Below are 22,337 nucleotides of genomic sequence, written 5' to 3' on the forward strand. Positions count from 1 at the left end.
CACATCGCACATCACCGAGGGAGACCCCGATGCCCCGCGTGCTCCTCATCGAGGACGACCCTTCCGTACGCGAAGGGGTCGAGCTCGGTCTGCGCCGCCGAGGCCACGACGTACGGTCCGCCGCCACCGGCGAGGCCGGGCTCGCCGCGCTGGAGGAGTTCCGGCCCGACCTGCTGCTGCTGGACCTGATGCTGCCCGGGATGAACGGCGTCCAGGTGTGCCGGCGGGTACGTGAGAACAGCCAGTTGCCGATCATCATGCTCACCGCACGCGGAGACGACTTCGACGTGGTCGTGGGCCTTGAGGCCGGTGCCGACGACTACATCGTCAAGCCCGCCCGCACCGAGGTGATCGAGGCCAGGATCCGCGCGGTGCTGCGCCGTATCGAGGACCTCGGCCAGGGCCCGGGCGGCCAGGGCCGCCCGGCCGTGGACACACACGGCGAGCTCACCATCGACCGGGCGGGACTGACCGTGACCAAGTCGGGACGGCAGCTCGCGCTGGCGCCCTCCGAACTGAAACTGCTGCTCCATCTGTCCGCCGCGCCCGAGCAGGTGTTCAGCAGACAGCAACTCCTCGAACACGTCTGGGAGCACAGCTACCACGCCGACGCCCGGCTGGTGGACGCCTGCGTACGGCGCCTGCGCAACAAGATCGAGGACGAGGCGGGGACCCCCCGCTACATCCAGACCCTGCGGGGCTTCGGCTACCGCTTCGGACCACTGTGATCCGCCGCGCGCGGACCGCTGCATTCGGGCTGCGCATCCGGCTCGTACTCGCCTTCCTGCTGGTCGCCGCGGTCAGCGCGGGCACCACGGCCGCGCTGACCTACCGCGAGGCCCGCAACGCCCTGCTGGAGACGGCCCAGGACACCGCCGTCTCGTCGTTCCGCGACCAGGTCCAGCTGATGGGCCTCGGTCTGCCCATCCAGGCCGAGGGGTTCGAAGACGTCCTCCGGGAGATCGCACGCAAGGGCAAACCCCACCCCTGGGTGGTGTTCGCCGAATACGGCTCTATCCGCGCGTCGTCCGGAACCAGCCCCGTGTCCACCGTGATCACACCCGAGCTGCGGCGGGCGGCCGCGGCCAACCCCAACGGGGCGTTCCAGCGGGTCGTCAAGGACGGCGTCCCGTATCTCACCATCGGCATGCCCACCGTCTTCAAGGTCGGCCCGAGCGGGGTGATCCCCAGCCGGCTCACCCTCTACGCCGTCATGCGGATGACCGACGAGCAGGTCAACGTCGACGCGCTCGTCACGGCGGCCCGCGACGGTGCCCTGCCCGGACTCGCCATCGCCCTGGTGCCCGCGCTGCTCGCGGCGCGCAGTGTGCTGCGCCCGGTGCGCGAGCTGCGCCAGGCCGCGCAGAGCATGGGCAGCGGCAGGCTGGACACCCGCATCCAGGTCAGGGGCAGCGACGAACTCGCCGAACTGGCCCACACCTTCAACGAGTCGGCGGGCGAACTCGAACGCTCCGTGCACGAACTCCGGCTGGCCGAGGAACGCGCCCGCCGCTTCGCATCCGACGTCTCGCACGAACTGCGCACCCCGCTGGCCGGAATGCTCGCCGTCACCGAGGTACTCGACGAGGACGCGGACGATCTGGACCCCGACACCGCCAAGGCGGTCCGGCTGATCAGCACCGAGACCGGAAAGCTGGCCGTGCTGGTCGAGGACCTGATGGAGATCTCCCGCTTCGACGCCCGCGCGGCCGAGCTGAACACCGACGAGGTCGACGCGGCGGAGGCCATCCGCAAGACCCTGGAGAACCGGCACTGGACCGACGAGCGGGGTGTCCGCACCGAGCTGCCCGACGGCGTCCGCGCCCGGCTCGATCTGCGCCGCTTCGACATCGTCGTCGCCAACCTCGTCGGCAACGCCCTGCGGCACGGCGGCACGCCCGTCACCGTACGGCTGCGCACCGAGACGCGTTCCGACAGTGCCCCGGTGCTGGTCACCGAGGTCACGGACAGCGGCTCCGGTATCAGTCCCGATGTGCTGCCGCATATCTTCGACCGCTTCTACAAGGCGGACGCGGCCCGTACGCGGTCGGCGGGCAGCGGGCTCGGACTGGCCATCACGTTGGAGAACGTACGGCTGCACGGAGGCACGGTGCGCGCCGGGAACCAGGCGGGTGGCGGGGCCGTCTTCACCGTGGAGATACCGCTCCGCGCGGAGGAGGAGGCCAGCGGATGAGGCGTGCCCGCCTGCGATACCGGTACGCCGCCGCGGCCGCGCTGCCGGTCGCCGTGCTGCTCGCCGGGTGCGGCATCCAGGAGACGGACGTCGTCGAGGCGGGCGGTCCGGCGACCATCCAGACCTTTGTGACCCACGGCGACGACATGCTGCTCTTCTTCCGTGCGCCGGACGGGGAGCTGAGCCCCGTGATACGGACCGCCTACTCGGAATCAACGGGCTCCACGGCCGGATTCCCCCCGGGAAGCGCATCGCCGGACGGAGAGGCGTCACCCGCGACGACGGGGAAGGCGGTCCAGGCACTGCTCGCCGGCCCGGGCAAGGAGGATCTGGCGGCCGGGCTTGGCACCGGTCTGCCCCGGGTGAAGCCCGGCGGGTTTCTGCGCCTCGCGCCCGAGCAGGGCGGCGTCTCGGCCGGGTTGCCGATCGCCCTGGGCGGACTCGACGAGACCGCGGTGCGTCAGCTGATCTGCACGATCGCGTATGCGGAGGACGCCGAGGGCGGTGTCAAGGTCCGGCTGACCGGCCAGGACATCTCGATGGCGCCCGCCACCTGCGGCATCGACGTGCACGCCGGCACCGCACCGACGCCCTCCGCCGGCGAAACGGACCAGGCGAAGGCGCCGCCCGCCGCGAGCAACGGGACCGAACAGCCCTAGGGCGTGTTGCGAAACACGCCTTAGCGCCCGCGCAGCTCGGCGAGTACCGCGTCGGTGAACGGCGGCCACGCCTCGACCGCCCACGGGCCGAAAGCCCGGTCGGTCAGCGCAACACAGGCCGCGCGGGCATCCGGATCGACCCACAGGAACGTGCCGGACTGGCCGAAGTGCCCGAAGGCCCGCGGGGATGACGAAGCACCCGTCCAGTGCGGGGCCTTGGAGTCCCGGATCTCGAAGCCGAGGCCCCAGTCGTTGGGCTTCTGGTGCCCGTAGCCCGGCAGCACCCCGGACAGACCGGGGTGCACCACGGACATCGCCTCGAGCACGGTACGCGGATCGAGCAGCCGCGGAGCCTGGACCTCCGCCGCGAACCGCACCAGGTCGTCCACCGTGGACACGCCGTCCTTCGCGGGCGAGCCGTCCAGCGTCGTGGACGTCATGCCCAGCGGTTCCAGCACGGCCTGCCGCAGATACTCGGCGAACGGGATGTCGGTCGCCTTCGCGATGTGGTCGCCGAGCACCTCGAATCCGGCATTCGAATACAGCCTCCGCGTCCCTGGCGCGGCCACGACCCGGTGCTCGTCGAACGCCAGCCCGCTGGTGTGCGCGAGCAGATGGCGCACGGTGGCCCCCTCGGGCCCGGCCGGCTCATCCAGCTCCACGGCCCCCTCCTCGTACGCGACCAGCGCGGCGTACGCGGTGAGCGGCTTGGTGACCGAGGCGAGCGGGAACCGGTGTGCCGTCCGACCGTACGTCCCGGCGACGGTGCCATCGGCACGGACGACAGCGGCGGCGGCGGCCGGTACGGGCCAGTTCCCGATCAACGCGAGGCTTTCCATGCCTACGACCCTAAAGTACGCCCGGCCCCACCCCGTGGTCGCGAGGCCCCCATGGCAGCGGGGCGCCCTCGGTCACCCCGGCTCACGCGCCCCCAGGGCGCACCAGCCCCGACTCGTACGCGAAGATCACCGCCTGCGCCCTGTCCCGCAACCCCAGCTTCGACAGCACCCGCCCCACATGCGTTTTCACCGTCTGCTCCGCGACGATGAGCTGCCCCGCTATCTCCAGGTTGGACAGCCCCCGTGCGATCAGCTCCAGCACCTCCGTCTCACGCGGGGTGAGCCCACCGAGCCGGAGAGCCGCGCGATCCCCGCGCGGCGCGGGCCGCTGTGCCGCGAAGTCGGCGATCAGGCGACGGGTGACCGAGGGCGCCAGCAGTGCCTCGCCCGCCGCGACCACACGCACCGCCGAGATCAGGTCGGCCGGTGGCGCGTCCTTGAGCAGGAACCCCGAGGCGCCTGCGCGCAGTGCCTCGTACACATAGTCGTCCACGTCGAACGTGGTGAGCATCAGCACCTTCGGCACATGGACCACGCCCGGCGGGGGCGACAGGATCTGCCTCGCCGCCGCGAGTCCGTCGAGCTCCGGCATCCTCACGTCCATCAGCACCACGTCCGGGTGCGTGGAGCGTGCGACCTGGACGCCCACCCGGCCGTCCGGTGCCTCGCCCACGACGTCGATGTCGGTCTGCGCGGACAGCAGCGCGGCGAACCCCGCGCGCACCATGGCCTGATCGTCGACGATGATCACGCGGATCGTCACAGAGCGTCCCTCGTACTCGGTATCACGGATGCCACAGGTGTCCCGGACACCTCGGTTCCCATCGGTCCCACCGGCGCCAGCGGCATGCGCGCGGCCACCCGGAAGCCGCCGTCCGGCAGCGGCCCCGTGTCCAGGGTGCCGCCGGTCAGCCGTACGCGTTCCCGCATACCGACCAGACCGTGCCCCGTCCCCGTGCTCTCCAGGGCCGACACGGGCTCGGCCGTCGCTCCGTTGACCACGAGGACGGTCAGATGCGTGTCGTCGGCCGTCACCGACACACGGGTCGCCGCACCCGGGGCGTGCCGAATGACGTTCGCGAGTGCCTCCTGCACGATGCGGTACGCCGACAGGTCCACTGACTGCGGTATGTCGTCCGGCCTGGCCGGTCCCACCAGTGCCGCCTGGAGCGACAGTTCGGCCGGCACTCCCGCCCGTACCGTCGCCTCGACGAGCTGCTGGATCCGGTCGAGTCCGGGCTGCGGTGCCCGCTCGCCCTCGGAGCCGTCGCTGCGCAGCACGGCCAGCAGCCGGCGCATCTCGGCGAGGGATTCCCTGGCGCTGGAGGCGATCGTGGCGAACTCCTCGCGGGCCATGTCGGGCAGTCCGTCGATCCGGTACGGCGCCGAGTCGGCCTGCACGGTGATCACGGACATGTGGTGGGCCACCACGTCGTGCAACTCCCTCGCGATCCTGGTGCGTTCCTCGAGCAGGGTGCGCCGGGACCGCTCGGCCTCGCTGATGGTCTCCTGTTCCGCCAGCCTGCGCTGGGCGTCACGGCGCTCGCGTATGGCCGCGCCGATGAACAGCACCACACCGCTCAGCACGAACAGCAGCACATCGCCGCTGCCGCCGCGTCCTGCCGGGACCGGTGTCGCGAGCTGCCCCAGGAAGAATCCCACCACGCCGGTCAGCAGCCAGACCGTGACCAGGGTGCGGCGCGGCTCGCGCAGGGCCAGGGCCAGCATCAGGAAGAGGTAGCCGATGATGACGGGCGGCGGCCAGGGCCAGATGGTGTTGTCCGCGGTGCCCGCGAGGTTGAGGGCGCAGACGATGTCGAAGGGGAAGATGATCCACCAGGCCTGGAGCGGCCGGCGCACGATCATCATCAGCGGGCCCGCGCTGCCGACGGCGAGCACTTCGGCGAGCCCGCGATTGGCCCCGTACATGTCGATGAAGTTGAACGTCGTCGTGGGCACCAGGATCGCGGTGAGCGCGAACGCGAAGACCTGGGGGATCCTGCGCCACCACCGCTTCGGAGAGCCGGCGGGCGGCGCGGTCGGCGGGTCCGAGGGGTGTGCCAGGCCGCGTAGCGCCTCTATGGCGTAGCGGTAAAGGGAGGGGGTTCTCTGGGACATGGCGCGGTCAAGCCTAGGTGGCCGGTCCGTCCGGGTCGTCATACCGCGGAACCGGGTGCGGTGTCATACCGGGGTATGACACCGCACCGCGCAGCGGCGCCTACAACTCCGCCAGCAGTTCTGCCTTCTTCGCCCGGAACTCCTCGTCCGTCACCAGACCCGCGCTGTGCAGCTCCCCGAGGTGCCGTATCCGCTCCGCGACCCCCGCCGGGTCGTGGGCGGACGGCACGGGTGCCGACGCCGTAGAGGCGTCGCGTATCGCCTCGAGCACGGCTGCGGCGAAGGGCAGGGACTCGTGGACGGGTCCGTATCCGAGGCCGAACACCACCGCGGCCGGGTCCTTGTCGGCCTGCGGGGGCACGGCGCCGGGCGGGATGCCGTCCAGGGCCGGGTCGCCGGGGCGGCGCAGCAGCCGCAGATACCCGTCGAAGACATCGGGGGAGCGCCATTCCACACCGGTCAGTTCGGAGACCGCGACGGTCTGGTCACCGGCCTTCCACTTGGCGGACGAGGCGCCCGTCCAGGACCAGCGGAACGTCACTTTCTCGCCATCGAACGCGGCCTTGCCGTCGTACGCCTTGAACTGCAGCGGTGCCTCGACCGACGGCACCAGGTACGAGGCCGAAGGCCCCGCGTCCTCGCCGGGCAGCGCTGCGCGGAGCTCGTCCGCGTAGTACTCGGCGACCAGTTCGCGATCGGCGGGCAGCACCAGGCGGTAGGGGTCGCAGTTCTCCGGAAGCTGGCCGTCGGCGGCGTCCATCAGCGGATCCGCCCCTGGTCTGGGCACCGCGTGCAGTACCACCGTGCCGCGTTTGCCGGGGGAGAGGGTCACCGACTCCAGCGCTTCGAGAGGGATACGCCGTTCACCCAGCACCTGGAACAGCTTCGGCGTGCCGCGATTCCCCCGTGCGAAGCGGATGAGTACGGAGTCAGGTTCGAACTCCCAGGCGGCATGACTTCCGGCCAGAACATCACCCATGTGCCTCATCGTAGGCGGCGTGCGCCCGCGCGTCGCCCCTCGATGGGTCCTTGACGCGCTTGAGGACATGCTCAAGCCGTGTTCTGCCCCTGGAGTCCGGCTCGGCAGGCACCGACCCCGTCCGCGCAGCTCACCGCGCCATACGCACCGACGCCTATCTCGGCGAAGTTGGCGAGGCTCTCGGTGCCGGGCTCGAAGTACCCGGCGTGCCCCACCGCGCGCGCCGCCGAAAGCACCCGCGCCCCGAACTCGGGCGTGACCGGATCCGCGCCATGACCCAGCCCGCCGACCTCCAGATACGGCACGTCCTGGATCCAGTCGTCGCTGTCGCGCATCGACCACACCCGGGCGCCGGTCCCGAGCTGGGCCGCGCTCTCCGCCCGCATCCCGGGGCTGCCGGCGACCGCAAGGTCACCGACTCGCCGCGGCAGTTCGCGGGCGGCGACCCCGCAGACCACCGAGCCGTAGCTGTGGCAGAACAGGGACACCCTGGCGGACCCGGGCAGTGACTCGGTCATCGCCACCAGCCGGTCGGCGCCGGTCGCTGCCAGCCTGCCGGTGGAGGCGTCCAGGCCCACGCCGGCCGGTGCGGTGTAGTCGGCCCAGGCGATGACGGCGGTCCGGGTGGTGGGGGAGGCGGTCCGCTCGGCCTCGTACAGCGACTGCGCCATGCCCACCGGGGCCGTGTACTTCCGCGTGCTCTTCTCGAAGGTCAGCAGATTGGTGTCGACACCGGGTACGACCACCGAGACCCGCTGCGCGCGGTCGAGGTCACCGAGGACCTCGGCCGCACGGCCCTTGCCCGAGGGGTCGAAGGCCAGGATCTGGCGGCCGGGTTGCAGCAGTGAGGCGAACCGGTGCATCCGCCGCACCGCTTCGCCCCGGCCCTCCGCGGAGAGCCGGGCGTCGCGCGTGCGGGACTCCTCGACGCGGAGCGCCTCGGTGAGCGCGAGGCGGTTGGCGCGGTAGCGCAGCGTGAGCGGGGCGCCGTTGAGATTCCCCACGATCAGGGGGTGCCGGTCGGCCAGTCTCACCGCGTCCTGTGTGCCTATGGAGGCGAAGAACCGGGCGAGTCGTCCGGACGGGGCACCGGGGTCGGGCAGCGCGCGGGACCCGATCCGGTCCTTCGTCCAGGCGGCGAGTGCGGCTTCGCCGGCCTCGGCGGGAGCGCGCTGATCTCGCACTGCGGTCCAGCCGGTGGTGGTGAGCAGCACGAACACGACGGCGAGAGCGAGCAGGGCGCGCCAGACGTTGAGCGGGGGTGATGAGTCGAGGGGAGTCACTGAGGGGACAGCCTAGGGGGCCTCTCACGACGCCCACGAAGACCGTGAGGGAGATCACGCGTCCGACAGGTGTGTGATTACGGTGCGTGGTTCCCGCGCGTACGTTCCGGTGCGCGACCGGCGCTCGGTGTGCCCTGTTCCGTACCCGCCTGCGTGCGCCACTCGGTGGCCAAGGCCGGTACGAGGTGATCCAGGTAACTCTCGGTCAGATCCCGGATCGCGTCCATGCTCGCGTCCCCGCCCTGCCCCCAGAGCCTGCCGGTGACCCGCATCACCCCGGTGAACGCGGCCACGGCGACACGCGGCCGGGGGTCGGTCTCGACGTCGAGGCCCTCGCGGTCCGCGATCAGCCGGGCGACCTGCTCGTCCAGCTCGGCGGAGCGGCGCAGGTGCACGGCCAGCAGAGAGGCGGTGGACTCGATCATCTGATAGGTCCGCATGTGGAGTTCGACCGGGACGACCTCCTCGATGGCCTCGCCCACGGTGTCCCAGGCGGAGCGCACGGCGGCCCGCATGGCCTCGAACGGACTCTCGCCGGGCGGCCGTTCGCGCAGGGCCTGGAGGAAATGGGACTCGACCACGTCCTGGACCGCGAAGGCCGCTTCCTCCTTGTTCGCGAAGTAGCGGAAGAAGGTGCGCTGGGACACCTCGACGGAGTCAGCGATCTCGTCGACGGTCGTCTGCTCGAACCCCTGGGTCGTGAACAGTTCGAGCGCGGCGCGCAGCAGGGCGTTCCGGGTGCGCTGCTTCTTGAGCTCGCGCAGTCCGGTCTTTCTCAGCTCCTCGCCGTCGCGCGAGTCGTCACGCTCCCCGCGCGAGTCGTCCCGCGCCTCGTTCTGCGGCTCGCGCGGTCCGGTCTCCGTCACCTGCTGGCCTGCCCCTTGCCGTCCTTGTGCTGCTTTTTTCCGGTTGAGCGTACCTGTGAGCGACATGACAGTTACCGACTCATGAAATCCTTTGTCAACTGTCAGTCGCTGTCACTAATCTGCCGCCATGACTAGTCAGACCACCGTCGACAAGGTGCCCGAGGGCGTACGTCCCGCCGAAACGGCACCGGCCAAGGGGCTGCGCGGGCACCCCTGGCTGACGCTCTTCGCCGTGGCCATCGGCGTGATGATGGTCGCGCTGGACGGCACCATCGTCGCCATCGCCAACCCGGCCATCCTCAAGGACCTCGGCGCCTCGCTCGCCGACGTGCAGTGGATCACCAACGGCTATCTGCTGGCCCTCGCCGTCACACTGATCACGGCGGGCAAGCTCGGTGACCGCTTCGGCCACCGCCAGACCTTCCTGATCGGTGTCACGGGCTTCGCGCTGGCCTCCGGTGCCATCGGCCTCTCGGACGCCATCGCGCCCGTGATCGGCTTCCGGGTGCTCCAGGGCCTATTCGGCGCCCTGCTGATGCCCGCCGCCCTCGGCCTGCTGCGCGCCACCTTCCCCGCCGAGAAGCTCAACATGGCCATCGGTATCTGGGGCATGGTCATCGGCGCCTCCACGGCCGGCGGCCCGATCCTGGGCGGTGTGCTCGTCGAGCACGTCAACTGGCAGTCGGTGTTCTTCATCAATGTGCCGGTCGGCGCGATCGCGCTGCTGCTCGGACTGTTCATCCTCAGGGACCACCGCGCGGAGAACGCGCCCAGGTCGTTCGACATCCCGGGCATCCTGCTGCTGTCCGGCGCGATGTTCGCCCTGGTCTGGCCGCTGATCAAGGCCGGTGAATGGGGCTGGGGCTCCCCGGGCACCCTGGGCTGGCTGGCCGGGTCCATGGCGCTCTTCGCGCTGTTCGCCTGGTGGGAGACCAGGGTCGCGGAACCACTCATCCCGCTGCGGCTGTTCCGCTCCGTGCCGGTGTCGGCAGGCACGGTGCTGATGGTCCTGATGGCTTTCGCCTTCATGGGCGGCCTCTTCTTCGTCACGTTCTACCTGGCGAACGTGCACGGGATGAGCGCCATCGACAGCGGTCTGCACCTCCTGCCGCTCACCGGAATGATGATCGTCTCGTCGCCCCTGGCGGGAGCGCTGATCACCCGCTTCGGCCCGCGTGTCCCGCTGGTCGGCGGCATGGTGTCCACGGCGGTCGCGATGTTCGGGATGACCACGCTGACCACGGACACCGGCACCCTCCAGATGTCCCTGTGGTTCGCCCTCCTCGGGTTCGGTCTGGCACCGGTCATGGTCGGTGCCACCGAGGTCATCGTGGGCAACGCCCCGCTGGAGCTGTCCGGTGTGGCCGGTGGCCTGCAGCAGGCCGCCATGCAGGTCGGCGGCAGCCTCGGTACGGCGGTGCTGGGCGCGGTCATGTCGGCCAAGGTCAACGCCGACCTGGCGGGCAACTGGACGGACGCGGGGCTCCCGCAGCTTCCGCCCCAGCACCTCGACCAGGCGAAGGAGTCGGTGGAGGTCGGCGTCGCACCGGTCGGCGCCGGAACCCCGCCCCCGGTCGCGGCCAAGATCGCCGAGGTCGCCCACGACACCTTCATGTCGGGAATGGTGCTGGCCTTCACCGTCGCGGGGATCGTGGCGGTCGCGGCGGCCGCGGTCTCCCTGTTCACCAAGCGTGGGGCGAACGCGGAGGCGGGCGCGGGAGCGGCCCACATCTGACGGTCCGACGCCCGCTGCGTCAACCGCGTCAGTTGTGACAGCCCCGCCGGACACGTCCGGCGGGGCTGTCACCCATCCGGATGAACTCGTCCTGCGGGTCTTCCGCCACGCCGTGGCGAACGGTCACTCTGCGTATACGACATGGTGCGTCATCGCACGCACGTGCCCACACGGGGGTTGATCCTTATGCGTACGACTCTTCCCGCTGCCGTCCTGGCCCTGTTCAGCGCACTCATCGTGCTCGCGCCCGTGGCTCCCGCCGCTCCCGCGGCCTCGGCCGAGGTGCCGCCCGGAGCGGCTCTGGGTCCCTGCGCGGCGGGCGAGCTCTGTCTCTGGGAGAGACCGGACTTCACCGGCGTCCGACAGGTCCATGAGCTGTCCGGACTCGACATCGAGTCCTGTGTCCCCCTGCCCGCCGGCAGCACCGCTGCGGCCCTCGCCAACCGCACCGGACGGCCCGTCACCACCTATCAGTCGGCGGAATGCGCCGAGACTGGCGAGTTCGAGACGTATCCGGGCGGTGGCACCTGGGTGCCGCAATCCCCCTATCGGGTGCGGGCATTCAAGGTCTGGGAAACCTAGACCGTGTTTGGCGGTCCTCAGGGATCGCCCGGACAGCCGGGTGCGGTCACCTCACTGGACCAGCTCAGATCCGGTGCGGGTCGGTGCGGGCCCGGCAGCCGGTTCGGGAGTCCGGTCGGCCGCCAGCGGGGCGGGATCCAACGGCTCGACCGCCCCCATCGTCTCCGACAGCCGTGACACCTCGGCTCGCAGATGGCCGACCTCCCTGGTCAGAGCCTCAAGGAGGGCCGTCTGACGGCGCTCCTCCGCGTCGTCCCGCTCGAAGCGGGCGATGAACCATGCCGCGATGTTCGCCGTCACCACACCCAGGAGGGCGATGCCGGACAGCATCAGACCCACCGCCAGCACCCGACCCAGGCCCGTGGTCGGCGCGTGGTCGCCGTAACCGACGGTCGTCATCGTCGTGAACGACCACCACACGGCGTCGCCCAGCGTCTTGATGTTGCCGTTCGGTGCGTTCCGCTCGACATGAAGCACCGCGAGCGAGCCGAACATCATCAGCCCCACCACGGCGCCCGCCACATAGGTGGTCAGCGTGATCTGGGGAGCCATCCTGGCCCGCCGGCCCACGAGCAGCAGAGTGGCGACCACGCGCAGCAGCCGCAGCGGCTGCACCAGCGGCAGCAGCACGGCCAGGAGATCAAGGAGGTGTTTGCGGATGAAGAGCCATTTGTACGGTGCCAGGGCCAGCCGTACGACGTAGTCGCAGGCGAAGGCGCCCCACACCACCCATTCCACCGTCTGACACAGCTGGTGCACCCAGGGCCTGGCGTCCGGTGCCACGATCGGCACGGCGTACGCCAGCCCGAACGCCAGCGCGAGACCCAGAAGTGGGCCCTGCATGCGAGCTTCCCAGCGCATCTGCGCCGTGCGTTCCTTCATGCCGCGCATCGTAGGCAGAGGATCGGAAAAGCGGGTGGGGACGGTGCCAGGCACCGTCCCCACCCGCCGTGGTATTTCTGCGCGCCGCCCCCTCGCGGTCAGGTCCTAGGCGTCGCCACCGGCCGCGCCAGGGTCGGCGGCCGCCACATCGAGCAGCTGGTAGCGGTCCACGGCCTGCTTCAGCACCGAGCGGTCCACCTTGCCGTCCCTGGCGAGCTCGGTGAGCACCGCCAGCACGATCGACTGGGCGTCGATGTGGAAGTAGCGGCGAGCGGCACCGCGGGTGTCGGCGAAGCCGAAGCCGTCAGCACCCAGCGAGGTGTAGCGGCCCGGCACCCAGCGTGCGATCTGGTCCGGCACCGACCGCATCCAGTCCGACACGGCCACGAACGGGCCCTCGGAGGCGCCGAGCTTCTGCGCCACATAGGGCACGCGCTGTTCCTCCTCCGGGTGGAGCAGGTTGTGCTGCTCCACCGCCACGGCCTCGCGCCGCAGCTCGTTCCAGGAGGTCGCGGACCACACGTCGGCCCGTACGTTCCAGTCCTCGGCGAGGATCCGCTGAGCCTCCACGGCCCAGGGCACCGCGACACCGGACGCCATGATCTGCGCCGGGATCTGGCCCGCCTCGCCCTGCTTGAAGCGGTGGATGCCCTTGAGGATGCCGTCGACGTCGACGTCGGCGGGCTCGGCCGGGTGCTGGATCGGCTCGTTGTAGACGGTCAGGTAGTAGAAGACGTTCTCGCCGTGCGGGTGCTCGGCATCGGAGCCGTACATCCGCCGCAGGCCGTCCCGCACGATGTGAGCGATCTCGAAGCCGAAGGCCGGGTCGTAGGCGACGCAGGCCGGGTTGGTCGAGGCAAGCAGCTGGGAGTGGCCGTCGGCGTGCTGAAGGCCCTCACCGGTCAGGGTGGTGCGTCCGGCGGTCGCGCCCAGGACGAAGCCGCGCGCGAGCTGGTCGGCCATCTGCCAGAACTGGTCGCCGGTGCGCTGGAAACCGAACATCGAGTAGAAGACGTAGACCGGGATCAGCGGCTCGCCGTGCGTGGCATAGGCGGAACCGGCGGCGGTCAGCGAGGCCGTGCAGCCCGCCTCCGAGATGCCGTCGTGCAGCATCTGGCCGGTCGGCGACTCCTTGTACGCGAGCAGCAGCTCGCGGTCCACGGCTTCGTACTGCTGGCCGAGCGGGTTGTAGATCTTCGCGCTCGGGAAGAAGGAGTCCATACCGAAGGTGCGGTACTCGTCCGGGGCGATCAGCACGAACCGCTTGCCGATCTCCTTGTCCCGCATCAGGTCCTTCAGCAGCCGGACGAACGCCATGGTCGTGGCGATCGACTGCTGGCCCGAGCCCTTCTTCACTGCCGCATACGCAGAGTCGTCCGGCAGCGCCAGCGGCTTCGACCGCACCACCCGGGTCGGGACGTACCCGCCCAGGCCCTGACGGCGGTCGTGCATGTACTGGATCTCCTCCGAGTCGCGACCCGGGTGGTAGTACGGCGGCAGACCGCTCTCCAGCTGTGCGTCCGTGATCGGCAGGTGCAGCCGGTCGCGGAAGCCCTTCAGGTCGTCGACCGTCAGCTTCTTCATCTGGTGGGTCGCGTTGCGGCCCTCGAAGTTCGGGCCGAGCGTCCAGCCCTTGACGGTCTGGGCGAGGATCACGGTCGGCTGGCCCTTGTGGGCGCGGGCCGCCGAGTAGGCCGCGAAGATCTTCTTGTGGTCGTGCCCGCCGCGGCCCAGGTGCAGGATCTGGGCGTCGGTCATGTTCTCGACCATGGCCCGCAGCCGGTGGTCCTCGCCGAAGAAGTGCCGGCGGATGTAGTCGCCGGTCTCCGTGGCATACGTCTGGAACTGGCCGTCGGGCGTGGTGTTCAGCTTGTTGACCAGCACACCGTCCCGGTCCTGGGCCAGCAGCGGGTCCCAGGTGCGGTCCCAGATCAGCTTGATCACGTTCCAGCCCGCACCGCGGAAGATCGACTCCAGCTCCTGGATGATCTTGCCGTTGCCGCGCACCGGGCCGTCGAGCCGCTGGAGGTTGCAGTTGACCACGAAGGTCAGATTGTCCAGGCCCTCACGGGCGGCCAGGGAAAGCTGGCCCAGCGACTCCGGCTCGTCCATCTCGCCGTCGCCCAGGAACGCCCAGACATGCGACTTGGAGGTGTCCGCGATCTCGCGCGCCTCCATGTAGCGGTTCATCCGCGCCTGGTAGATCGCACCGAGCGGGCCGAGACCCATCGACACGGTCGGGAATTCCCAGAAGTCCGGCATCAGCCGCGGGTGGGGGTAGGACGACAGCCCGTTCGGGTACTTGGACTTCTCCTGGCGGAAGGCGTCGAGCTGGGTCTCGTTCAGCCGGTCCAGCAGGAACGCGCGCGCGTAGATACCGGGGGAGGCGTGGCCCTGGAAGAAGATCTGGTCGCCGCCGTCGCCCTCGTCCTTGCCGCGGAAGAAGTGGTTGAAGCCCACGTCGTAGAGCGAGGCGGAGGAGGCGAAGGTCGCGATGTGGCCGCCGACGCCGATACCGGGGCGCTGGGCACGGGACACCATCACCGCGGCGTTCCAGCGGGTCGCGTTCAGGATCCTGCGCTCGATCTCCTCGTTGCCGGGGAAGAACGGCTCGTCCTTGGTGGCGATGGTGTTCACGTAGTCCGTGCTGCGCATCTCGGGCACGGCCACACGCTTCTCGCGAGCCCGCTCGATCAGGCGCAGCATCAGATAGCGGGCCCGTTCACGGCCGCGCTGGTCCACGGCGGCGTCCAGGGAGTCGAGCCACTCCCGGGTCTCCTCCGGATCGAAATCCGGGACCTGGCTCGGCAGGCCGCCAATGATGATCGGGTTGCGATCGGATCCGGAAGCCACGCTGTTCCTTCGCTCTTCGGTTGCTGGGGATGTCGCTGGGTGTGCTGCTGCTGTGCTGCGCGGGTGACACCGCTCCCCATCGTGTACCCCGGGAGCAATTACGTCATCTCTACCGATGAGTAACCATGCGTCCCCGATTGGCGGACGGGCGCTGCGGAAGCGTACAAAGGTGGCGAAGAGGGTAGGACGGTCCGGCAGCCCCTCGTGGCAGAGGTGTCTGGAGTTGAGGCGGGACGGCCGCAATCGTCACCGTTTCGGCGGTCTCGGCGGCCGGGTACTTGCGCGATCCGTCCCGCCCGTGTGGACTACGGCCAATGCCTCGCGTACGCGCGCGGCTGAAGCATTTTCCGAACAAGATCAGGAGGCAAGCCGTGAGCGCGACCGCGGACCACGCGGAGGAGCGGACCAACCCGGCAGCGAAGCTGGGGTTCGAGCCCGGACAGGTGGTCCAGGAGATCGGCTACGACGATGACGTCGAGCTGGAGCTCCGTGAGGCCATCGAGACTGTCACCGGCCAGGAACTCGCCGACGAGGACTACGAGGACGTGGCTGACGTCGTCCTGCTGTGGTTCCGCGACGAGGACGGAGACCTCACGGACGCACTGGTGGACGCCATCGGTCTGGTCGATGACGGCGGAACGGTCTGGCTGATGACGCCGAAGACCGGCCGTGACGGCTATGTCGAGCCCAGCGACATCAACGAGGCAGCCCAGACCGCGGGTCTCTCCCAGACCAAGAGCATCAACGCGGGCAAGGACTGGACCGGCAGCAGGCTGGTCACGCCCAAGGCGGCGAAGTCCAAGCGCTGAGCCAAGCCCCACCCGCAGGGCCCCTGCCGACGGACCGTGATGGCCGTCGGCAGGGGCCTTTTGCGTAGGCTGTCCGCCATCCGGTCCGGGACCCGCCCGTGCCGGACCGGAGAAGGAAGAGGGAAGCGCACATGGCGATCGAGTTCGGCAGCGAGGCCCCGGACTTCACACTCAAGGACAACCACGGGCGGACCGTGACCCTGGCCGGCTTCCGCGGCGAGAAGAACGTGGTGCTGGTGTTCTATCCGTTCGCCTTCACCGGAGTGTGCACGGGTGAGCTCGCCGCGCTCCGCGACGAGATGACGCTGTTCGTCAACGACGACACCCAGCTGCTCGCCGTCTCCACCGACTCGATGCACACCCTGCGGGTGTTCGCCGAGCAGGAGGGGCTGGAATTCCCCCTGCTCTCCGACTTCTGGCCGCACGGCGAGGCGGCGCGGGCCTACGGCGTCTTCGCCGAGGACAAGGGTTGTGCCGTGCGCGGCACCTTCGTCATCGACAAGTCGGGCGTGGTGCGCTGGAGTGTGGTCAACGACCTGCCCGACGCCAGGGATCTCCATGACTACGTGAAGGCGCTCGACGCGCTCTGACCTCATCGGTCGATGTGTCTGGTTTCGGTGGGGAACCCGTCACTAGGATCCAGTCGTTGATCCGATGCCATCGCACGACGGGGGCGCTGCCCCTGACATCTACATGGGAGGACTCGTGGGAGTCAGCCTCAGCAAGGGCGGCAACGTCTCGCTGACCAAGGCCGCCCCCAACCTGACGGCGGTCACCGTCGGTCTGGGCTGGGACGTCCGCACCACCACCGGTACCGGCTTCGACCTCGACGCCAGCGCCCTGCTGACGAACGCCGAGGGCAAGGTCGCCATCGATGGGAACTTCGTCTTCTTCAACAACCTCAAGAGCTCCGACGGCTCCGTCGAGCACACCGGTGACAACCTCACCGGTGAGGGCGAGGGTGACGACGAGCAGATCAAGGTGAACCTCGCGTCGGTCCCGGCCGACGTTGCCAAGATCGTGTTCCCGGTCTCCATCTACGACGCCGAGAGCCGTCAGCAGTCCTTCGGCCAGGTGCGCAACGCGTTCATTCGCGTGGTGAACCAGGCGGACGGCCAGGAGCTGGCCCGCTACGACCTGAGCGAGGACGCCTCCACCGAGACCGCCATGGTCTTCGGCGAGCTGTACCGCAACGGCGCGGAGTGGAAGTTCCGGGCCATCGGCCAGGGCTACGCCTCGGGCCTGCGCGGCATCGCGCAGGACTTCGGCGTCAACGTCTGAGCCGACAGCTCACAGCCGGTGCCACACAGCCGGCGGAAGCTCCGTGCCGTGTCCGGCGCCGCACACCATCCGTGCGGCGCCGGACGCGCCCGCGCCTGCACAACCGCACATCCAAGGGGAGGACTCACGTCATGGGCGTCACGCTCGCCAAGGGAGGCAATGTCTCCCTCTCCAAGGCCGCACCCAACCTCACCCAGGTCCTGATCGGGCTCGGCTGGGACGCGCGCTCCACCACCGGCGCGCCGTTCGACCTCGATGCCAGCGCACTGCTCTGCCAGTCCGGCCGTGTGCTCGGTGATGAATGGTTCATCTTCTACAACAATCTGACAAGCCCGGATGGTTCGGTCACACACACCGGTGACAACCTCACGGGCGAGGGTGACGGCGACGACGAGTCGCTCATCGTGGACCTGTCCCAGGTTCCCGCCCACTGCGACAAGATCGTCTTCCCCGTCTCCATCCACGATGCGGACAACCGCGGCCAGACCTTCGGCCAGGTCAGCAATGCCTTCATCCGCGTGGTGAACCAGGCGGACGGTCAGGAGCTGGCCCGCTACGACCTGAGCGAGGACGCCTCCACCGAAACCGCGATGATCTTCGGTGAGCTCTACCGGTACGGGGGCGAGTGGAAGTTCCGCGCGGTGGGGCAGGGGTACGCGTCGGGACTTCGGGGCATCGCTCTAGACTTCGGGGTCAACGTTTCGTAAAGCCGGGCGCGGCGCGGGGGAAGAGCGTTCTCGCGGGGTCCGTACAAACCGATGGGATAGCAGTGGTCCTGAGAACTTTCGGCTGGTCGTTCGCCATCACGGCGCTCGGCCTCGCATTCGCCGCCTGGCAGTGGGGGTGGGAGGCGTTCGGGATCGTTCTGATCCTCTCGGTCCTCGAGATTTCGCTGTCCTTCGACAACGCGGTGGTCAACGCCGGAATCCTGAAGAAGATGAATGCCTTCTGGCAGAAGATCTTCCTCACCGTCGGCATTCTCATCGCGGTCTTCGGTATGCGGCTGGTCTTCCCTGTCGCCATCGTCGCCATCAGTGCCAAGGTCGGCCCCATCGAGGCCGTCAACCTCGCCCTGGAGCAGCCCGAGCAGTATGAGGCGCTGGTCACCGACGCCCACCCGGCGATCGCCGCCTTCGGTGGCATGTTCCTGCTGATGATCTTCCTTGACTTCATCTTCGAGGAGCGGGAGATCAAGTGGCTCGCCTGGCTCGAGCGCCCGCTGGCCAAGCTCGGCAAGGTCGACATGCTGTCGGTCTGCATCGCCCTGATCGCCCTGCTGATCACCGCGATGACCTTCGCGACCCACGCCCACACCAGCACGGGCCACGCGGACAAGTCCGCCACCGTGCTGCTCGCCGGTGTCGCCGGTCTGATCACGTATCTGATCGTCGGCGGGCTCTCCGGCTACTTCGAGGACAAGCTCGAGGAAGAGGAGGAGCGCGAGCAGGAGGAGGAGGAGAAGGCCAGGGCCGAGGGCAAGCAGGTCTCCGCCGTCGGCCTGGCGGGCAAGGCCGCCTTCTTCCTGTTCCTCTACCTGGAGGTGCTCGACGCGTCGTTCTCGTTCGACGGCGTCATCGGTGCCTTCGCCATCACCAACCACATCTTCTGGATGGCCCTGGGCCTCGGTATCGGCGCCATGTACGTCCGGTCCCTCACGGTCTACCTGGTCCGCCAGGGAACCCTGGACGACTACGTCTACCTGGAGCACGGCGCGCACTACGCCATCGGCGCACTTGCCGTCATCCTGCTCATCACCATCGAGCACCAGATCAGCGAGATCATCACCGGCCTCATCGGTGTGGTGCTGATCGCCGCCTCCTTCCTCTCCTCCGTGATGCGCAACAGGGCGCTGGAAGCCGAGGGGACGAAGGAGAAGGAGCCGGCCCAGTAGCCCCCGTCCGCCCGGACGGGGCCCTTGGACAGGCTCTACGTGCCCGGGCCCGCGCGGAAGTGTGGCGGCCCGGGGATTGAGGAACGCTCTCAGCGGGGCGGCCAGGAGGCGACACGGCCTCCGGGCCGCCCCGCGTGGCATGCGATGACAGTCAGACGGCCGGCAGTCAGGGGTGGGGCATGGGTCTCTTGGACGGATGGTGGCGGGGCGGTGCGGCGGCGCAGTTCGACTCCGGGAGCGCTGCGACCAACTCCATCCAGCTGACCAGGCGGCATCCGCAGGTCTCACTCAGCAAGCAGGGCGCCATCACCGGGAACCTCCGGGTGAACCTGTCCTGGCGGATGCGCACCTCCGACATCGAGGGCCGCTCCCGGCAGAGCGGACGACTGCTGCGCCACCCGTTCAAGCTCTTCAAGCCCGAGGTGGTCCAGGCGCACACCCAGGGTGTGGTCAATGTGGACCTGGACCTCGGCTGTCTCTACGAGCTCATGGACGGCAGCAAGGGCGTGGTGCAGCCGCTCGGCGGCTTCTTCGGCAGCCTGAACGAAGCCCCGTATGTCAGGCTCAGCGGCGACGACCGGTTCGGGGCGCCATCCGGTGAGACGCTCTTCGTCAACCTCGACCACCGCGACCAGATCAAGCGCCTGCTGTTCTTCGTCTACATCTACGACCAGACCCCGGCCTTCGACCGTACGCACGCGAAGGTGACGCTGTACCCGGGCAACGGGCCCCGGGTAGAGATCGAGCTCGAGGAGCGCGCCCCGCAGGCACGCTCCTGCGCGGTGTTCTCGCTGGAGAACGTGAAGGGCGAGCTCATCGTGCGCCGCGAGGTGAAGTTCGTCTACGGCTTCCAGGCCGAGCTGGACCGGCTGTACGGCTGGGGCCTCCAGTGGGGACGGGGCTACAAGACCAAGACCTGAGAGGTCTGAGGCCCTGGAGCCCCCCGGGACTCCGGGACGCACCGTGGCGCACCGGGATCCACCGCGGTGCGCCGAGATCCCTCGCGGTGCGCCGAGACCTGCACACCTACCGGATGAACTGCGGTCCCATCGGAGGCAGCCGGAAGTTCGGGTCGGGCGCGGGCGCAGCCGCTGCGGCCGGCTGGGGATAGCCGTACGCGGGCTGCGCCGACGGCTGGGGCGGCTGCGGGTAGCCGTACGCGGGCCCCGTCGCGGGCGGGACCGGCTGGGGGTAGCCGTAGGCCGGCCCGGACTGCGGCTGCTGCGGATAGCCGTACGCGGGGGCGGTGGGAGCCGATGCGGGCATCGGCGGGGTCGGCATCGCACGCGTCGCGTCCTGGTCGCCGGCGCTCTGCTGGGACGGCACCGACGGCTGCTCCGCCTGGGGCGCCGCCGGCTCCGGCCCGGCCGTGTCGTCCACCGAGATACCGAAGGCCGTCGCCAGACCGATCAGCCCGGTGGGATACCCCTGCCCGACCGCACGGAATTTCCAGCCGTCCCCGCGCCGGTAGAGCTCGCCGCAGATGATCGCGGTCTCCTCGCCGGTCTCCGCCCGCACGTCGAACACCGCCAGCGGCTCGGCCTCTGCCTCGGCCTGCCCCGCGTCGTAGAGCGCGACCCGCAGGTCGTGGACTCCGGCGAAGCTGCCGCCGTCCGACGAGGCGGCCAGCACCACCTGGTCCACCGACGGGTCGAGCGAGCCGACATCCGCCTGGACGGTGTCGGTCATCCCGTCCGCCGCCCGCTTCTTCGGCATCAGCCGCACCAGCCCGGACGGGTGCCGAGGCTGGTTGTAGAAGACGAAGTCCTCGTCGGAGCGCACACGGCCGTCGGTGCCGAGCAGCAGGGCCGATGCGTCCACATCGGGCACCCCGGGGCCGGGGGACCAGCGCAGTACGGCCCGTACCGCCGTCGCTCCGAGCGGTACGTTGGAGCCCTTCATCATCGCGTGCGTCATGACCGTAATCCTGCCTTCCCGCCCCCCGCGCGGACAACGCCGGGGCCGCGCCGGGCATGGGCAGCCTGATACGCGGGCAGTCTGAGTCGGGGACGGACAGGGAGCGCGCCGGACGACCCGCGCAGCCGGACACACTGCGCAGCCGGACGAACTTCCTGGTTACCTTGTTTTCATGCGCGCGGGTAACTCATGACACTTGCACCTACGTACTATTACCGGCCGATCACCTGATGGGGCCGCAACGGCAGTACGGGGGGATACATATGCGTCATTTCGGGCACATCCCGGCTACTGCGCGGAAGGAACTGTTCCACAAAGAGCCGTCGGAGTTCGGGGCCGAGGCTCCCGCGCGGCTGCTCTCGGCCGCGCTCGGGGCCACGCTGTACAGTCCCGCGACCAGGCCCCGGCTCGCGGACGACATCCTCAAGCAGAGTGCGCGCGGTGTCGTGTCCATGGTGCTCTGCCTGGAGGACTCCATCGACGACGCCGATGTGCCGGACGCCGAGGAGAACCTCGTCCGCCAGTTCGCGGACCTCGCGGCCCGGGGCGCCGACGTGCCGCTGCTGTTCATCCGGGTCCGTGAGCCCGGCCAGATCCCCGACCTCGTCGGGCGCCTCGGCGCCTCGGCCGGGCTGCTGTCCGGATTCGTCCTGCCGAAATTCACCGAGGAGCGCGGCGGAGCCTTCCTGGACGCGCTCAGCGGCGCCGAGTCCGTGACCGGCCGGCGGCTCTACGCGATGCCGGTGCTGGAATCACCCGAGCTGCTGCACCTGGAGAGCAGGGCGGAGACTCTGGCAGGAATAGCCCGCACCGTCGACAAGTACCGGGACCGGGTCCTGGCGCTGCGCCTCGGCGTCACCGACTTCTGCTCCGCGTACGGACTGCGCCGCTCACCCGACATGACCGCCTACGACGTCAAGATCGTCGCGCATGTCATCGCGGACGTGGTCAATGTGCTGGGCCGCTCAGACGGCACCGGCTACACCATCACCGGGCCGGTGTGGGAGTACTTCCCCCGCCAGGAGCGCATGTTCAAGCCCCAGCTGCGCCGCAGTCCCTTCCTGGAGGTGCGGGCCGAGGAGCTCCGTACCACCCTGATCGAGCACGACCTCGACGGACTGCTCCGGGAGATCGAGCTGGACCGCGCCAACGGACTGCTCGGCAAGACCTGCATCCATCCCTCCCATGTGCTTCCCGTCCATGCGCTGTCGGTCGTCAGCCATGAGGAGTTCAGCGACGCCCAGGACATTCTCCGCCCGGAGCGGGGAGGTGGCGGAGTGCTGCGTTCCGCTTACACGAACAAGATGAACGAGGTGAAGCCGCACCGGGCCTGGGCCGAGCGCACGCTCCAGCGCGCGGAGGCGTTCGGCGTCGCCCGGGAGGACGTCGGTTTCGTCGAGCTGCTCACCGCCGGACTGGCCGGCTGATGCCGGCTACGGCTGCCACTGG

At 69.6% G+C, this 22,337-nt stretch carries 21 protein-coding genes; 12 read left to right on the plus strand and 9 right to left on the minus strand.

Annotated elements, in window-relative coordinates; all coding sequences use genetic code 11:
* Positions 1 to 29 precede the first annotated feature (29 nt).
* Genes ABZ532_RS24450 through ABZ532_RS24460 form a run of 3 tightly spaced genes read left to right on the plus strand, consistent with a single transcriptional unit; the run spans position 30 to position 2,853 of the window.
* Positions 30 to 728 carry a response regulator transcription factor gene (locus tag ABZ532_RS24450; protein WP_361287564.1) on the plus strand — a complete coding sequence of 233 codons (699 nt, stop codon included), beginning with the start codon at positions 30 to 32 and terminating at the stop codon, positions 726 to 728.
* Entirely contained in the window at positions 725 to 2,194 is a 1,470-nt protein-coding gene (locus tag ABZ532_RS24455) for a HAMP domain-containing sensor histidine kinase (RefSeq protein WP_361287566.1), read from the plus strand. Before ABZ532_RS24450 ends, ABZ532_RS24455 begins: the two co-directional genes overlap by 4 nt.
* Positions 2,191 to 2,853, plus strand: a complete 663-nt coding sequence (locus tag ABZ532_RS24460) for a hypothetical protein (protein ID WP_361287569.1) — start codon at positions 2,191 to 2,193, stop codon at positions 2,851 to 2,853. Before ABZ532_RS24455 ends, ABZ532_RS24460 begins: the two co-directional genes overlap by 4 nt.
* A 20-nt stretch (positions 2,854 to 2,873) precedes the next feature.
* On the opposite strand, the gene ABZ532_RS24465 is transcribed toward ABZ532_RS24460, so the two are convergent.
* The 6 genes from ABZ532_RS24465 to ABZ532_RS24490 form a co-directional block, all read right to left on the minus strand.
* A complete protein-coding gene (locus tag ABZ532_RS24465) occupies positions 2,874 to 3,692 on the minus strand; it encodes a serine hydrolase domain-containing protein (RefSeq protein WP_361287572.1) in 819 nt (272 codons plus the stop codon).
* A gap of 82 nt (positions 3,693 to 3,774) precedes the next feature.
* Positions 3,775 to 4,455, minus strand: a complete 681-nt coding sequence (locus ABZ532_RS24470; RefSeq protein ID WP_361287575.1) for a response regulator transcription factor — start codon at positions 4,453 to 4,455, stop codon at positions 3,775 to 3,777.
* The gene (locus ABZ532_RS24475) at positions 4,452 to 5,810 is read right to left on the minus strand and encodes a sensor histidine kinase (protein ID WP_361287577.1); all 1,359 of its coding nucleotides are present in this window, start codon (positions 5,808 to 5,810) and stop codon (positions 4,452 to 4,454) included. The genes ABZ532_RS24470 and ABZ532_RS24475 overlap by 4 nt, the downstream gene beginning before the upstream one ends.
* Positions 5,811 to 5,910: 100 nt before the next feature.
* Positions 5,911 to 6,789, minus strand: coding sequence for a DUF4429 domain-containing protein (locus ABZ532_RS24480; protein ID WP_361287580.1), 879 nt, complete (start codon positions 6,787 to 6,789; stop codon positions 5,911 to 5,913).
* Between the two features lie 71 nt (positions 6,790 to 6,860).
* Complete coding sequence (locus ABZ532_RS24485; RefSeq protein WP_361287584.1) at positions 6,861 to 8,072, minus strand: alpha/beta hydrolase; 1,212 nt, start codon at positions 8,070 to 8,072, stop codon at positions 6,861 to 6,863.
* 77 nt (positions 8,073 to 8,149) lie between these two features.
* The gene (locus ABZ532_RS24490) at positions 8,150 to 8,851 is read right to left on the minus strand and encodes a TetR family transcriptional regulator (protein WP_361287769.1); all 702 of its coding nucleotides are present in this window, start codon (positions 8,849 to 8,851) and stop codon (positions 8,150 to 8,152) included.
* A gap of 214 nt (positions 8,852 to 9,065) precedes the next feature.
* Here ABZ532_RS24490 and ABZ532_RS24495 point away from each other — a divergent pair, with 214 nt between their 5' ends.
* Together ABZ532_RS24495 and ABZ532_RS24500 are read left to right on the plus strand one after the other, a co-directional pair.
* Positions 9,066 to 10,673, plus strand: a complete 1,608-nt coding sequence (locus ABZ532_RS24495) for an MFS transporter (protein ID WP_361287587.1) — start codon at positions 9,066 to 9,068, stop codon at positions 10,671 to 10,673.
* 186 nt (positions 10,674 to 10,859) lie between these two features.
* Positions 10,860 to 11,255 (plus strand): peptidase inhibitor family I36 protein, encoded by a 396-nt coding sequence (locus ABZ532_RS24500; RefSeq protein WP_361287590.1) that lies wholly within the window; start codon positions 10,860 to 10,862, stop codon positions 11,253 to 11,255.
* A gap of 51 nt (positions 11,256 to 11,306) precedes the next feature.
* Here ABZ532_RS24500 and ABZ532_RS24505 read toward each other — a convergent pair whose 3' ends face one another.
* Together ABZ532_RS24505 and aceE are read right to left on the minus strand one after the other, a co-directional pair.
* Positions 11,307 to 12,137 (minus strand): potassium channel family protein, encoded by an 831-nt coding sequence (locus tag ABZ532_RS24505; RefSeq protein WP_361287593.1) that lies wholly within the window; start codon positions 12,135 to 12,137, stop codon positions 11,307 to 11,309.
* A 105-nt stretch (positions 12,138 to 12,242) separates the two neighbouring features.
* The gene (gene aceE / locus ABZ532_RS24510) at positions 12,243 to 14,990 is read right to left on the minus strand and encodes a pyruvate dehydrogenase (acetyl-transferring), homodimeric type (RefSeq protein WP_361287596.1); all 2,748 of its coding nucleotides are present in this window, start codon (positions 14,988 to 14,990) and stop codon (positions 12,243 to 12,245) included.
* A 371-nt stretch (positions 14,991 to 15,361) separates the two neighbouring features.
* Between aceE and ABZ532_RS24515 the strand changes: the two genes are divergently transcribed.
* The 6 genes from ABZ532_RS24515 to ABZ532_RS24540 all read left to right on the plus strand — a co-directional run bounded on the left by ABZ532_RS24515 (position 15,362) and on the right by ABZ532_RS24540 (position 19,891).
* Positions 15,362 to 15,799 carry a DUF3052 domain-containing protein gene (locus ABZ532_RS24515; protein WP_361287599.1) on the plus strand — a complete coding sequence of 146 codons (438 nt, stop codon included), beginning with the start codon at positions 15,362 to 15,364 and terminating at the stop codon, positions 15,797 to 15,799.
* Positions 15,800 to 15,930: 131 nt separating this feature from the next.
* Positions 15,931 to 16,389 (plus strand): peroxiredoxin, encoded by a 459-nt coding sequence (locus tag ABZ532_RS24520; RefSeq protein ID WP_361287602.1) that lies wholly within the window; start codon positions 15,931 to 15,933, stop codon positions 16,387 to 16,389.
* A 115-nt stretch (positions 16,390 to 16,504) separates the two neighbouring features.
* Positions 16,505 to 17,080, plus strand: a complete 576-nt coding sequence (locus tag ABZ532_RS24525; protein ID WP_361287605.1) for a TerD family protein — start codon at positions 16,505 to 16,507, stop codon at positions 17,078 to 17,080.
* A 131-nt stretch (positions 17,081 to 17,211) separates the two neighbouring features.
* Positions 17,212 to 17,787: a TerD family protein gene (locus ABZ532_RS24530; RefSeq protein ID WP_361287608.1), complete on the plus strand. Its 576-nt coding sequence runs from the start codon at positions 17,212 to 17,214 to the stop codon at positions 17,785 to 17,787.
* A 62-nt stretch (positions 17,788 to 17,849) separates the two neighbouring features.
* The gene (locus ABZ532_RS24535; RefSeq protein ID WP_361287611.1) at positions 17,850 to 18,971 is read left to right on the plus strand and encodes a DUF475 domain-containing protein; all 1,122 of its coding nucleotides are present in this window, start codon (positions 17,850 to 17,852) and stop codon (positions 18,969 to 18,971) included.
* A 179-nt stretch (positions 18,972 to 19,150) separates the two neighbouring features.
* Positions 19,151 to 19,891, plus strand: coding sequence for a Tellurium resistance (locus tag ABZ532_RS24540; protein WP_361287614.1), 741 nt, complete (start codon positions 19,151 to 19,153; stop codon positions 19,889 to 19,891).
* Between the two features lie 106 nt (positions 19,892 to 19,997).
* Here ABZ532_RS24540 and ABZ532_RS24545 read toward each other — a convergent pair whose 3' ends face one another.
* On the minus strand, positions 19,998 to 20,888 hold the full coding sequence (locus tag ABZ532_RS24545; protein WP_361287617.1) for a TerD family protein: 891 nt from the start codon (positions 20,886 to 20,888) through the stop codon (positions 19,998 to 20,000).
* A 263-nt stretch (positions 20,889 to 21,151) separates the two neighbouring features.
* On the opposite strand from ABZ532_RS24545, the gene ABZ532_RS24550 reads away from it, so the two are divergent.
* Positions 21,152 to 22,315 (plus strand): HpcH/HpaI aldolase/citrate lyase family protein, encoded by a 1,164-nt coding sequence (locus ABZ532_RS24550; RefSeq protein WP_361287620.1) that lies wholly within the window; start codon positions 21,152 to 21,154, stop codon positions 22,313 to 22,315.
* The last annotated feature ends 22 nt before the right edge of the window (positions 22,316 to 22,337 follow it).

The sequence above is a fragment of the Streptomyces sp. NPDC019396 genome (genome assembly GCF_040632375.1).
Lineage (GTDB): Bacteria > Actinomycetota > Actinomycetes > Streptomycetales > Streptomycetaceae > Streptomyces.